Source organism: Streptomyces sp. NPDC088747, from assembly GCF_044751025.1.
Taxonomy (GTDB): domain Bacteria; phylum Actinomycetota; class Actinomycetes; order Streptomycetales; family Streptomycetaceae; genus Streptomyces.
Window position 1 is genome coordinate 21,054 of sequence record NZ_JBIVKZ010000020.1, and the last position, 13,430, is coordinate 34,483.

The window sequence follows — 13,430 nt, forward strand, 5'->3', positions numbered from 1 at the left end:
CGTCGCACCGCCCCGGTCCCGCCGGGACACGGGGCGCGGGTGCCCGAGCGTCGCACAAGCGCGCGCGTGGCTACGATGGGCCAGCCGGCGGCCAACAGGGGCCGCGCGGCGACACCGAACCTCGGGAAGGCCATGCTGAACAAGTACGCGCGTGCATTCTTCACGCGTGTCCTCACACCGTTCGCCGCGTTTCTCATCCGCCGGGGGGTAAGCCCCGACACGGTCACCCTCCTGGGTACGGCCGGAGTGGTGGCGGGCGCGCTGGTCTTCTACCCCCGGGGAGAGTTCTTCTGGGGCACGATCGTCATCACGCTGTTCGTGTTCTCGGACCTCGTCGACGGGAACATGGCACGCCAGCTCGGCCGCACCAGCCGCTGGGGAGCTTTCCTGGACTCCACGCTCGACCGGGTGGCCGACAGCGCGGTCTTCGGCGGCTTCGCTCTCTGGTACGCGGGCAGCGGCGACAACAACGTGCTGTGCGCCGTCTCGATCTTCTGCCTGGCCAGCGGCCAGGTGGTCTCGTACACGAAGGCCCGCGGCGAGTCGATCGGGCTGCCGGTCGCGGTCAACGGACTGATCGAGCGCGCCGAGCGACTGGTGATCTCCCTGGTCGCGGCGGGCCTCGCGGGCTTCCACAAGTTCGGGGTCCCCGGCATCGACATCCTGCTGCCCATCGCTCTGTGGGTCGTCGCCGTGGGCAGCTTCGTGACACTGATCCAGCGCGTGGTGACGGTCCGCAGGGAGTCCGCCGAGGCGGACGCCGCGGCCGAGGCGCAGAGCACCGGGACGTCCTCGTGAGCGGTCTGAAGGACCGGCTGACGGACGGGGCCTACGCGCTCGGCTGGAGCACCGTCAAGAAGCTCCCGGAGCCGGTCGCGGTGCGGCTGGGCCGGAGCATCGCGGACATCGCCTGGAAGAAGCGCGGCAAGGGCGTACAGCGACTGGAGAGCAACTACGCGCGCGTGCTGCCCGACGCGACCCCGGAGCGGCTCGCCGAGCTCTCCAGGGCGGGCATGCGCTCGTACCTGCGTTACTGGATGGAGTCCTTCCGGCTCCCGGCGTGGAGCGCGGAGCGCGTGCGGACGGGCGTCGAGGTCACGGACCTGCACCACCTCACCGACGGGATCGCCTCCGACAAGGGCGTGATCCTGGCGCTGCCCCACATGGGCAACTGGGATCTCGCCGGCGCCTGGGTCACCACCGCCCTCGACACCCCCTTCACCACGGTCGCCGAGCGACTCAAGCCCGAATCGCTGTACGACCGTTTCGTCGCCTACCGCGAGGGCCTGGGCATGGAGGTCCTGCCGCACAGCGGCGGCACCGCGTTCGGCACGCTGGCCCGGCGGCTGCGCGACGGCGGCCTGGTCTGCCTGGTCGCCGAGCGTGACCTGTCCGCGTCCGGCGTCGAGGTCGAGTTCTTCGGCGAGGCGACCCGGATGCCGGCCGGCCCCGCCCTGCTGGCCCAGCAGACCGGTGCGCTGCTCCTGCCCGTGACGCTCTGGTACGACGACTCGACCGTGATGCGCGGCCGTGTCCATCCCCCCGTCGAGGTCCCCGGGTCAGGCGACCGGGCCGAGAAGACGTCTGTCATGACACAGGCGCTGGCCGACGCCTTCGCCACCGGCATCGCCGACCATCCGGAGGACTGGCACATGCTCCAGCGCTTGTGGCTCAAGGACCTCGACCCCGGGAGGGCTCCCGGCGCGGGACCCGACCAGGGCTCCCCGCCCGATCCGGCGAAGGGCACCCCGTGAGGATCGGCATCGTCTGCCCGTACTCCTGGGATGTGCCTGGCGGCGTCCAGTTCCACATCCGCGACCTGGCCGAGCACCTCATCCGCCTCGGCCACGAGGTGTCCGTCCTCGCTCCCGCGGACGACGAGACCCCGCTGCCGCCGTACGTCGTCTCGGCGGGCCGGGCGGTTCCGGTGCCCTACAACGGCTCGGTGGCCCGGCTGAACTTCGGCTTCCTGTCGGCGGCCCGGGTACGGCGCTGGCTGCACGACGGCACCTTCGACGTGATCCACATCCACGAACCGGCCTCGCCCTCGCTCGGCCTGCTGGCCTGCTGGGCGGCGCAGGGCCCGATCGTCGCCACCTTCCACACCTCGAACCCGCGCTCCCGGGCGATGATCGCCGCGTACCCGATCCTCCAGCCCGCGCTGGAGAAGATCCGCGCGCGGATCGCGGTGAGCGAGTACGCGCGGCGCACCCTCGTGGAGCATCTGGGCGGCGACGCCGTCGTCATCCCGAACGGCGTCGACGTCGACTTCTTCGCCCGCGCCGAGCCCAAGTCCGAGTGGCAGGGCGAGACCCTCGGCTTCATAGGGCGCATCGACGAGCCCCGCAAGGGCCTGCCGGTCCTCATGAAGGCCCTGCCGAAGATCCTTGCGGAGCGCCCCGGGACCCGGCTCCTGGTCGCCGGACGCGGCGACGAGAAGGAGGCCGTCGAGAGCCTGCCGGACGAGATGCGCGCGCGCGTCCAGTTCCTCGGCATGGTCAGCGACGAGGACAAGGCACGCTTCCTGAGCAGCGTCGACGTGTACGTCGCGCCCAACACCGGCGGCGAGAGCTTCGGGATCATCCTGGTGGAGGCGCTGTCGGCGGGGGCGCCGGTGCTGGCCTCCGACCTGGACGCGTTCACGCAGGTGCTGGACCAGGGGGCGGCGGGCGAGCTGTTCGCCAACGAGGACGCCGACGCGCTGGCCGCCTCCGCGGTACGGCTGCTCGGTGATCCCGCCCGCCGTGCCGAGCTGCGGGAGCGGGGGAGCGCGCACGTGCGGCGGTTCGACTGGTCGACCGTCGGGGCCGACATCCTGTCCGTGTACGAGACGGTGACGGACGGGGCCGCCGCGGTGGCTGCCGACGAACGCACCGGACTGCGGGCCCGGTTCGGGCTGGCGAGGGACTGAGCGGCACAGCGGAGAGGGAGCGGGCGAGTTGTCCACCCGCGGGCGTGGGTGGACGTATCTCGTGGGTGCCCTGCCGATGCTGATCGCCGTCGTCCACGCGCGCTCGGCTGGACGCTCCAGCTCGTGACGGGCGCGGTGATCCCGTTCGTCGTCCACCCGCGCGCGGGTGGACGACGGCCGAGGAGTACGCCGGAGCCGTCGACCTCGTCGTCAACCCGCGCGCGTGGGTGGACGGTTCGAAGGCCGGCTCCCGCGCCTGCTTGAACGCCGTCGTCCACCCACGCGTGGGTGGACGGTTCGAATGGCGGCTCCCACGCCGTCGTCCACCCGCACGCGGGTGGACGGTTCGAACGGCGGCTCCCACGCCTGCGTCCCCCCGCACGCGGGTGGACGGTTCGCTTTTCCAACTGCCCGTGTCCGGGCGCCCGGAGGGCGGGGCCGGTGCACAGGTAGCCTTTGCGCCCGTGACCCCAACCCTCATCTGGATCCTCGTCGCCCTCGTCGCGATCGGCCTCTACCTGAGCTGGACCGCGGGGCGGCTCGACCGGCTGCACTCCCGGATCGACGCGGCCCGCGCCGCGCTCGACGCGCAACTCCTGCGCCGGGCCTCGGTGGCCCAGGAACTGGCCACCTCCGGCGTGCTCGATCCGGCCGCGTCGATCGTGCTGTACGAGGCGGCGCACGCGGCCCGGCAGGCCGAGGAGGAACAGCGTGAGGTGGCCGAGAGCGAGCTGAGCCAGGCGCTGCGGGCCGTGTTCGGTGAGGTGCAGCAGGTCGAGGCGGTGCGGGCCGCGCCCGGGGGCGAGGAGGCCGCCGGGGAACTGGCCCAGGCGGTGCGGCGGGTGCCGATGGCCCGGCGCTTCCACAACGACGCCGTACGGGCGGCAAGGGCGCTGCGCCGGCACCGCGCGGTCCGCTGGTTCCGGCTGGCCGGGCACGCGCCGTTCCCGCTGGCCTTCGAGATGGACGACGAGCCGCCGGTGGCACTGGCGGACCGGCCGACGAGCTGAGTGCGCGCGGCGTCCTCGGTCCCCGTCCGCGGAGGAAAACGAGCCACCGCCTCCCCATTGGCCCTTGCTGTGGCCTGGTCCACTCCCGTTTCCTCGGTGATGCAGAAACCCTCTTTCACCGAGTGAGGTCTACCCGTGTCCAGCACGCTCTCCAGCTCCGCACAGCCCACCGAACCCACTGCGACCGGCACCGCGCGCGTCAAGCGCGGCATGGCCGAGCAGCTCAAGGGGGGCGTGATCATGGATGTGGTCAACGCCGAACAGGCGAAGATCGCCGAGGACGCGGGCGCCGTCGCCGTCATGGCCCTGGAGCGCGTCCCCGCCGACATCCGCAAGGACGGCGGCGTGGCGCGCATGTCGGACCCGACCATGATCGAGGAGATCATCGAGGCGGTCTCGATCCCCGTCATGGCCAAGTCGCGCATCGGCCACTTCGTCGAGGCCCAGGTGCTCCAGTCCCTCGGCGTCGACTACATCGACGAGTCCGAGGTCCTCACCCCGGCCGACGAGGTCAACCACTCCGACAAGTGGGCGTTCACGACCCCCTTCGTGTGCGGTGCCACCAACCTGGGCGAGGCCCTGCGCCGGATAGCCGAGGGCGCCGCCATGATCCGCTCCAAGGGCGAGGCCGGCACCGGCAACGTCGTCGAGGCGGTCCGCCACCTGCGCCAGATCAAGAACGAGATCGCCCGGCTGCGCGGCTACGACAACAACGAGCTGTACGCCGCCGCCAAGGAGCTCCGCGCCCCGTACGAGATCGTGCGCGAGGTCGCCGAGCTCGGCAAGCTGCCGGTCGTGCTGTTCTCCGCCGGCGGTGTCGCGACCCCCGCCGACGCCGCGCTGATGCGCCAGCTCGGCGCCGAGGGCGTCTTCGTCGGCTCCGGCATCTTCAAGTCCGGCGACCCGGCCAAGCGTGCCGCCGCCATCGTGAAGGCCACCACCTTCTACGACGACCCGAAGATCATCGCGGACGCCTCCCGCAACCTGGGCGAGGCCATGGTCGGCATCAACTGCGACACCCTCCCCGAGTCCGAGCGCTACGCGAACCGTGGCTGGTAGCCACCCATGAGCACTCCTGGTACCCCCGTGATCGGGGTCCTGGCACTCCAGGGTGACGTACGGGAGCACCTGATCGCCCTGGCCGCGGCCGACGCCGTGGCCAGGCCGGTGCGGCGCCCCGAGGAACTCGCCGAGGTCGACGGTCTGGTGATCCCCGGCGGCGAGTCGACCACCATCTCCAAGCTGGCCGTCATGTTCGGCCTGATGGAACCCCTCCGCGCGCGCGTGCGGGACGGCCTGCCGGTATACGGCACCTGCGCCGGCATGATCATGCTCGCCGACAAGATCCTCGACCCGCGCTCGGGCCAGGAGACAGTCGGCGGCATCGACATGATCGTGCGCCGCAACGCCTTCGGACGGCAGAACGAGTCCTTCGAGGCGGCGGTCGACGTCACGGGCGTCGAGGGGGACCCGGTGGAGGGCGTCTTCATCCGTGCCCCCTGGGTCGAGTCCGTGGGCGCCGGGACCGAGGTGCTGGCCGAGCACGAGGGCCACATCGTGGCCGTACGCCAGGGCAACGCGCTCGCCACGTCCTTCCACCCCGAACTGACCGGCGACCACCGCGTGCACGGCCTGTTCGTCGACATGGTGCGCGCCGACCGGACACCTCAGTCCTTGTAGGATCTGGGGATCTCCCCATGCTCTGAAAGCCTGGGGGAGTTCGTACGGGATGGGTTACGCGAAGGAGACAGGCAGATGTCCGGCCACTCTAAATGGGCTACGACGAAGCACAAGAAGGCCGTGATCGACGCCAAACGCGGCAAGCTCTTCGCGAAGATGATCAAGAACATCGAGGTGGCGGCCCGCACGGGCGGCGCCGACGTGTCCGGCAACCCGACGCTGTTCGACGCCATCCAGAAGGCCAAGAAGAGCTCGGTTCCGAACAAGAACATCGACTCCGCGGTGAAGCGCGGCGCCGGTCTCGAAGCCGGTGGCGCCGACTACGAGACGATCATGTACGAGGGTTACGGCCCCAGCGGTGTCGCGGTGCTCATCGAGTGCCTCACCGACAACCGCAACCGGGCCGCCTCGGACGTCCGCGTCGCCATGACGCGCAACGGCGGCAACATGGCCGACCCCGGCTCGGTCTCGTACCTCTTCCACCGCAAGGGCGTCGTGATCGTCCCCAAGGGTGAGCTGGGCGAGGACGACGTCCTGGGCGCCGTGCTCGACGCGGGCGCGGAGGAGGTCAACGACCTCGGTGACTCCTTCGAGGTCATCTCCGAGGCCACCGACCTGGTCGCGGTGCGCACCGCCCTCCAGGAGGCGGGCATCGACTACGACTCCGCCGAGGCGAACTTCGTCCCGACCATGCAGGTCGAGCTCGACGAAGAGGGCGCCCGGAAGATCTTCAAGCTGATCGACGCCCTTGAGGACAGCGACGACGTGCAGAACGTCTTCGCCAACTTCGACGTGAGCGACGACGTCATGGCGAAGGTCGACGCCTGACGCGAGGGTTCCTTTTCGGCGGGCCGGTGGGACACGTCCTACCGGCCCGCCGTCGTTGTCGGTGGCAGCGGATAGCCTGGCGACGACAGACGATGATCGCCGTCCCCGGACCGCGGCCGTCGAGGGAGCGACCAGGACGGCGACCGGCCACCTCCGCGAGAGCGGCGGCGGTTCGGCCGCGAAGGGGGGCTGGGGTGCTGGTACTGGGCGTTGACCCCGGGCTGACGCGGTGCGGTGTCGGCGTGGTCGAAGGTGTCGCGGGCCGGCCCCTGACCATGCGCGGCGTCGGCGTCGTACGCACCGCGGCGGACGCCGATCTGGGCCTGCGCCTCGTCGCCATCGAGCAGGGCATCGAGCGGTGGCTCGACGAGTACAGGCCCCAGTTCGTCGCCGTGGAGCGGGTGTTCAGCCAGCACAACGTCCGTACGGTGATGGGCACCGCCCAGGCCAGCGCGGTCGCCATGCTGTGCGCCGCCCGGCGCGGCATCCCCGTCGCCCTGCACACGCCCAGCGAGGTCAAGGCCGCCGTCACCGGCCACGGACGCGCGGACAAGGCCCAGGTCGGGGCGATGGTCTCGCGCCTGCTCCGCCTCGACACGCCCCCCAAGCCCGCCGACGCCGCGGACGCCCTGGCCCTCGCCATCTGCCACATCTGGCGCGGGCCCGCCCAGAACCGGCTCCAGCAGGCCGTCGCGCAGAACCGCCTGGAGCAGGCCCACGCCCTGCACGCGTCGAAGCAGGCGGCGCACCAGGCATCCCCTTCCGCGGCACAACCCGCATCACCACCCGCATCGAAAGGCCGTACCGCATGATCGCCTTCGTCAGCGGCCCGGTCGCCGCCCTCGCCCCCGACTCGGCGGTCCTGGAGGTCGGCGGCATCGGCATCGCCGTCCAGTGCGCGCCCAACACACTCTCCGGACTCCGGCTGGGACAGCCCGCCAAACTCGCCACCTCGCTGGTCGTACGCGAGGACTCACTGACCCTGTACGGCTTCGTGGACGACGACGAGCGGGGGACCTTCGAACTGCTCCAGACCGCGAGCGGCGTCGGCCCCCGGCTCGCCCAGGCCATGCTCGCCGTGCACTCGCCGGACGCCCTGCGCCGCGCGGTGTCCGCCGGTGACGAGAAGGCGCTCATGGCCGTCCCCGGCATCGGCAAGAAGGGCGCCCAGAAGCTCCTCCTGGAGTTCAAGGACCGGCTCGGCGCCCCCGTCGGCACCGGCACCGCCGTCGGCGCCCCGGTCAGCACCGGCTGGCGCGACCAACTGCACGCCGCGCTGATCGGCCTCGGATACGCGACACGCGAGGCCGACGAGGCGGTCTCCGCGGTCGCCCCGCAGGCCGAGGCCGCCGAGGGCACACCCCAGGTGGGCCACCTGCTGAAGGCCGCCCTCCAGACCCTGAACCGCACTCGCTGAACCGCCGGCGGCCCCACCACCCCGCGGGACACACGCGATGCTGTGTCCCACCGGGGGACGACCCCTGGACCCCGGCCGGCGAGAGCCACCCGGTGTGCCCCCTTCGAGGAGAACTTCAGTGAACTGGGACGACCCGACCGACGAAGCCGCCGACGAGCGGCTCGTCGGAGCGTCCGCCGACCGCGAGGACCAGGCCGTCGAGGCCGCGCTCCGTCCCAAGGACCTGGGCGAGTTCATCGGCCAGGAGAAGGTCCGCGAACAGCTCGACCTCGTCCTGCGCGCCGCACGCGCACGCGGCGCCACCGCCGACCACGTGCTCCTCTCGGGCGCCCCCGGCCTCGGCAAGACCACCCTCTCGATGATCATCGCGGCCGAGATGGAAGCCCCCATCCGCATCACCAGCGGCCCCGCCATCCAGCACGCCGGAGACCTCGCCGCGATCCTCTCCTCGCTCCAGGAGGGCGAGGTGCTCTTCCTCGACGAGATCCACCGCATGTCCCGGCCCGCCGAGGAGATGCTCTACATGGCGATGGAGGACTTCCGCGTCGACGTCATCGTCGGCAAGGGCCCCGGCGCCACAGCCATCCCCCTCGAACTGCCGCCCTTCACCCTGGTCGGCGCCACCACGCGCGCGGGACTGCTGCCCCCGCCGCTGCGCGACCGCTTCGGCTTCACCGCACACATGGAGTTCTACGAACCCGCCGAGCTGGAGCGGGTCATCCACCGTTCGGCGAACCTGCTCGACGTCGAGATCGACACCGCGGGGGCCGCCGAGATCGCCGGCCGCTCCCGGGGCACACCCCGTATCTCCAACCGCCTGCTGCGCCGCGTGCGCGACTACGCGCAGGTCAAGGCCGACGGCGTGATCACGAAGGACATCGCCTGCGCCGCCCTCGCCGTGTACGAGGTGGACGCGCGCGGCCTGGACCGCCTGGACCGCGGCGTGCTCGAAGCCCTGCTCAAGCTCTTCGGCGGCGGCCCGGTCGGCCTCTCCACGCTCGCGGTCGCGGTGGGGGAGGAGCGTGAGACCGTGGAGGAGGTCGCCGAGCCCTTCCTCGTACGGGAGGGACTGCTCGCCCGTACCCCCCGTGGCCGGGTGGCGACACCGGCCGCGTGGGCACATCTCGGACTCACCCCGCCCCGCCAGGCGACCGGCGGAAACGGACAACAGGACCTGTTCGGGACGTGACGACGCGGGTCCCCCCGGCCGAGCCCGGCCGAAGTGGGGGAGGGTACTGCCGGGACAGGAACCCCGGTGCCATGCTGAGCGTTGTTCCATGAGTGCGGACTCGCTTAGACTCCGCCGATGCCGCCCTTGTCGGCGGTGTACACACCCCCATCCAACAGGCCGCTCACCATCGCGGTCGACTGAAGGAAGTTCCGACCCGTGAGTCTCGTGACCCTCCTCCCGTTCATCGTGCTCATCGGGGCGATGTTCCTGATGACCCGCTCGGCCAAGCGCAAGCAGTCGGCGGCCGCGCAGATGCGCAATGAGATGCAGCCCGGCACCGGCGTCCGCACGATCGGCGGCCTGTACGCGACGGTGAAGGAGGTCAACGAGGAGACGGTCCTCCTTGACGCGGCCCCCGGCGTCGACCTCGTCTTCGCCAAGAACTCGATCGGTGCCGTCCTCTCCGACGACGAGTACAACCGCATCGTGCACGGCGTCGAGCACGACCTGAAGTCCGACGTCTCCGTCGTCCCGGACGACGCCTCCTCCCTCACCGAGTCCGACGAGCCCGCCGCCGACGCATCTTCCGACGCTTCCGACGACAAGCCCATCGACCTCGGCAAGAAGGACGCCGTGGACGAGCCGGCCGACAAGCCCGTCGACGTGAAGGCCGATGAGCCCACCGAGACCAAGGCCGCCGAAGCAGAGCCGAAGAAGACCGACGGCGAGACCGACGCGAAGTAGGCACACCCCCAGGCCGCGGCGCGATCCGCTCGCGCCCCGCCGCCGAGGGGATGTGCGGTCCTCGCACGGAATCGCGACACCATGTCATGGCCGCCCGCGCGCTCACCCGGCGTGAGGCGGCCCGAGAGGGAGTACGAGAAGGTGGCAGCACCGAAGAAGGGCCGGAGCGCGAGCGCCCAGAGCAGGCCGGGGCGCTCGCTGGCCCTCATCCTGATCGCCATCGTGGCGCTCACCGGGGGGATGTTCCTCTCCGGGCACACCACTCCACGTCTCGGTATCGACCTCGCCGGCGGCACGAGCATCACGCTCACGGCGAAGAACGAACCGGGCCAGCCCAACGCGATCAACAAGACCAACATGGACACCGCGGTCGACATCATGAACCGCCGTGTCAACGGTCTTGGCGTCTCCGAGGCGGAGGTCCAGACCCAGGGCGACAAGAACATCATCGTCAACATCCCCAAGGGCACGAACTCCGAGCAGGCCCGGGAGCAGGTCGGCACCACCGCCAAGCTCTACTTCCGTCCGGTCCTGGCCACCGAGGTCTCCGGGGCCGCCGCGTCGGCCAGCCCGTCGCCCAGCACCTCCGCCGGGGCGTCGAGCAGTCCTTCGAGCAGCGCCTCCGAGGAAGCCACCGACAAGGCGACCTCCGCCACCCCGTCGGCCACCGCCACCTCCCAGGGCCGCGCCGTCACCGACGCCCTGAAGGCCGACACGACGCCCTCCCCGACCGGCTCCACCAGCCCGTCGGCCAGTGCCTCGCCCTCCGCGAGCGCCAGTGCCCCCGACGCCGCGACGGCGAAGCTCCAAGCCGAGTACACCGCCCTGGACTGCACCGACAAGGCGGCCCGCGCCACCGCGGGCGACGGCGCCAAGCCCAGCGACTCCACCGTGGCCTGCGGTCAGAACGCCTCGGGCCAGTGGCAGAAGTACGTGCTCGGCCCGGCCGCCGTGTCGGGTACGGACATCAAGTCGGCCGCCGCGGTCTTCGACACCCAGGGTGCCGCTGGCTGGAAGGTCACCATGGACTTCACGTCCGGTGGCTCCAAGAAGTTCGCCGAGATCACCGGCACGCTCGCGCAGAACACCACCCCGCAGAACCAGTTCGCCATCGTCCTCGACGGTGAGGTCGTCTCCGACCCGTACGTCAGCCAGGCGCTGACCGGCGGCAGCGCGGAGATCTCCGGCACCTTCGACCAGACCGAGGCGCAGGACCTGGCGAACATGCTGAAGTACGGCGCCCTGCCGCTGACCTTCACCGAGTCCAGCGTCACCACGGTGACCGCCGCGCTCGGCGGCGAGCAGCTGCACGCCGGTCTGATCGCGGGTGCGATCGGCCTGGCCCTGGTCGTCATCTACCTGGTGGTCTACTACCGGGGCCTGTCGCTCATCGCCATCGCCTCGCTGCTGGTCTCGGCCGCCCTCACGTACGTGATCATGTCGCTGCTCGGTCCCGCCATCGGTTTCGCCCTGAACCTCCCGGCGGTCTGTGGAGCGATCGTCGCGATCGGGATCACGGCGGACTCGTTCATCGTGTTCTTCGAACGCATCCGGGACGAGATCCGCGAAGGGCGCTCGCTGCGCCCGGCCGTCGAGCGTGCCTGGCCGCGCGCCCGGCGCACCATCCTGGTCTCCGACTTCGTGTCGTTCCTCGCCGCGGCGGTGCTCTTCATCGTCACCGTCGGCAAGGTCCAGGGCTTCGCATTCACGCTCGGTCTGACGACGCTGCTCGACGTGGTCGTCGTCTTCTTCTTCACCAAGCCGCTGATGACGATCCTCGCCCGCAAGCAGTTCTTCGCGAGCGGTCACACCTGGTCCGGCCTCGACCCGAAGCGACTGGGCGCCAAGCCCCCGCTGCGCCGCACCCGTCGCCCCTCCGCCCCCGTCGACACGAAGGAGGCGTGAGATGTCGAAGCTCGGCACCCTCGGCGCCCGGCTCCACCGCGGTGAGATCGGCTACGACTTCGTCGGCAAGCGCAAGATCTGGTACGGCGTCTCGATCCTGATCACCATCACGGCCATCCTCGGCCTGACGGTCAGCGGCCTGAACATGGGCATCGAGTTCCGCGGCGGCGCCGTCTTCACCACCGAGAAGACCAGCGCCTCGGTCAGCCAGGCCGAGACGTACGCGGAAGAGGCCTCAGGGCACGACGCGATCGTCCAGAAGCTGGGCAACGGCGGCCTGCGCATCCAGATCGCCGACATCGACACCGCCAAGTCCGACGAGATCAAGACCGCTCTCGCCAAGGACCTGAACGTCGACTCCGAGAAGATCGCGGCCGACCTGGTCGGCCCCAGCTGGGGTGAGGAGGTCGCCAACAAGGCCTGGCAGGGTCTGGCGATCTTCATGGTCCTCGTCGTGATCTACCTGGCGATCGCCTTCGAGTGGCGCATGGCCATGGCCGCGCTCGTCGCCCTGATCCACGACATCACGATCACGGTCGGCGTCTACGCCCTGGTCGGCTTCGAGGTCACCCCCGGCACCGTGATCGGTCTGCTCACGATCCTCGGTTACTCGCTGTACGACACGGTGGTCGTCTTCGACAGCCTCAAGGAGCAGACGAAGGACATCACCAAGCAGACCCGCTGGACCTACAGCGACGTCGCCGACCGCTCCATCAACGGCACACTGGTCCGCTCCATCAACACCACCGTGGTGGCGCTCCTGCCGGTCGCCGCCCTGCTGTTCATCGGTGGCGGAGTCCTCGGCGCGGGCATGCTCAACGACATCTCGCTGTCGCTGTTCGTCGGCCTCGCGGCCGGCGCGTACTCCTCGATCTTCATCGCCACGCCGCTCGTCGCCGACCTCAAGGAGCGCGAGCCGCAGATGAAGGCCCTGCGCAAGCGCGTGCTCGCCAAGCGCGCGCAGGCCGCCGCCTCGGGCACGCCCGTGGAGGAGCCGGTCGCCGCCGAGGAGGAGTACGACGACGAGGCGGAGGACGCCGCCCCGGCGGTCGTGGGCCCGCGCAACCAGCCCGCTTCCCGCAACCGCGGCCGTGGCCGTCCGTCGGGCAAGCGCCGGTGACGGGCATCGAGGAGCTGCTGCTCAGCCGCATCCGCGACGTCCCCGACCATCCGCAGCCGGGAGTGGTGTTCAAGGACATCACCCCGCTGCTGGCCGACCCGGACGCCTTCACGGCGCTCACCGACGCCCTGGCGGAGCTCAGCCTGCGGCACGGCGCCACGAAGATCGTCGGCCTGGAGGCCCGTGGGTTCATCCTCGGCGCCCCCGTGGCCGTCCGCGCGGGGCTCGGCTTCATCCCCGTACGCAAGGCGGGCAAGCTCCCCGGAGCGACCCTGAGCCAGACGTACGACCTGGAGTACGGCTCCGCCGAGATCGAGGTGCACGCCGAGGACCTGGCCGCGGGCGACCGCGTCATGGTCATCGACGACGTCCTGGCCACCGGCGGCACCGCCGAGGCCTCGCTCCAGCTCATCCGCCGGGCGGGCGCCGAGGTCGCGGGCGTCGCCGTACTGATGGAGCTCGGCTTCCTCGGCGGCCGCGACCGCCTGGAGCCGGCCCTCGCGGGCGCTCCCCTGGAGGCGCTGCTCACGCTCTGAGCCACCGCGGGGAAGGGCTCAGGAAAGGCCTGGGACACCCGTAGGACACCGCGGAGGCGGGCCCGGAGGAATCCGGCGCCCGCCTCACGTGTTCCTTCTGTACGAGGA

Annotated in this window: 14 protein-coding genes; all 14 read left to right on the forward strand. The window is 71.0% G+C overall.

Annotated elements, in window-relative coordinates; all coding sequences use genetic code 11:
• Positions 1–75 precede the first annotated feature (75 nt).
• Positions 76–798, forward strand: coding sequence for a phosphatidylinositol phosphate synthase (gene pgsA, locus ACIP79_RS35195; RefSeq protein WP_401230420.1), 723 nt, complete (start codon positions 76–78; stop codon positions 796–798).
• A complete protein-coding gene (locus ACIP79_RS35200) occupies positions 795–1,754 on the forward strand; it encodes a phosphatidylinositol mannoside acyltransferase (RefSeq protein WP_387186825.1) in 960 nt (319 codons plus the stop codon). The genes pgsA and ACIP79_RS35200 overlap by 4 nt, the downstream gene beginning before the upstream one ends.
• Positions 1,751–2,911: a glycosyltransferase family 4 protein gene (locus ACIP79_RS35205; protein WP_401230133.1), complete on the forward strand. Its 1,161-nt coding sequence runs from the start codon at positions 1,751–1,753 to the stop codon at positions 2,909–2,911. The genes ACIP79_RS35200 and ACIP79_RS35205 overlap by 4 nt, the downstream gene beginning before the upstream one ends.
• Before the next feature lie 464 nt (positions 2,912–3,375).
• Positions 3,376–3,921, forward strand: coding sequence for a hypothetical protein (locus tag ACIP79_RS35210; protein ID WP_383682496.1), 546 nt, complete (start codon positions 3,376–3,378; stop codon positions 3,919–3,921).
• Positions 3,922–4,056: 135 nt separating this feature from the next.
• On the forward strand, positions 4,057–4,980 hold the full coding sequence (pdxS, locus tag ACIP79_RS35215; protein WP_387186824.1) for a pyridoxal 5'-phosphate synthase lyase subunit PdxS: 924 nt from the start codon (positions 4,057–4,059) through the stop codon (positions 4,978–4,980).
• Between the two features lie 6 nt (positions 4,981–4,986).
• Positions 4,987–5,601, forward strand: coding sequence for a pyridoxal 5'-phosphate synthase glutaminase subunit PdxT (pdxT, locus tag ACIP79_RS35220; protein WP_401230136.1), 615 nt, complete (start codon positions 4,987–4,989; stop codon positions 5,599–5,601).
• A gap of 75 nt (positions 5,602–5,676) precedes the next feature.
• Positions 5,677–6,429: a YebC/PmpR family DNA-binding transcriptional regulator gene (locus tag ACIP79_RS35225; protein WP_383682501.1), complete on the forward strand. Its 753-nt coding sequence runs from the start codon at positions 5,677–5,679 to the stop codon at positions 6,427–6,429.
• Between the two features lie 194 nt (positions 6,430–6,623).
• Positions 6,624–7,241, forward strand: coding sequence for a crossover junction endodeoxyribonuclease RuvC (gene ruvC / locus ACIP79_RS35230; protein WP_401230138.1), 618 nt, complete (start codon positions 6,624–6,626; stop codon positions 7,239–7,241).
• Positions 7,238–7,846 carry a Holliday junction branch migration protein RuvA gene (ruvA, locus tag ACIP79_RS35235; protein WP_401230140.1) on the forward strand — a complete coding sequence of 203 codons (609 nt, stop codon included), beginning with the start codon at positions 7,238–7,240 and terminating at the stop codon, positions 7,844–7,846. Before ruvC ends, ruvA begins: the two co-directional genes overlap by 4 nt.
• A gap of 118 nt (positions 7,847–7,964) precedes the next feature.
• A complete protein-coding gene (gene ruvB / locus ACIP79_RS35240; protein WP_401230142.1) occupies positions 7,965–9,035 on the forward strand; it encodes a Holliday junction branch migration DNA helicase RuvB in 1,071 nt (356 codons plus the stop codon).
• 198 nt (positions 9,036–9,233) lie between these two features.
• Positions 9,234–9,761, forward strand: coding sequence for a preprotein translocase subunit YajC (gene yajC, locus ACIP79_RS35245; protein WP_383682507.1), 528 nt, complete (start codon positions 9,234–9,236; stop codon positions 9,759–9,761).
• 141 nt (positions 9,762–9,902) lie between these two features.
• On the forward strand, positions 9,903–11,666 hold the full coding sequence (gene secD / locus ACIP79_RS35250) for a protein translocase subunit SecD (protein ID WP_383682508.1): 1,764 nt from the start codon (positions 9,903–9,905) through the stop codon (positions 11,664–11,666).
• Between the two features lies 1 nt (position 11,667).
• Positions 11,668–12,786 carry a protein translocase subunit SecF gene (gene secF, locus ACIP79_RS35255; protein ID WP_401230146.1) on the forward strand — a complete coding sequence of 373 codons (1,119 nt, stop codon included), beginning with the start codon at positions 11,668–11,670 and terminating at the stop codon, positions 12,784–12,786.
• Positions 12,783–13,322, forward strand: a complete 540-nt coding sequence (locus ACIP79_RS35260) for an adenine phosphoribosyltransferase (RefSeq protein WP_383682511.1) — start codon at positions 12,783–12,785, stop codon at positions 13,320–13,322. The genes secF and ACIP79_RS35260 overlap by 4 nt, the downstream gene beginning before the upstream one ends.
• Positions 13,323–13,430: the final 108 nt, after the last annotated feature.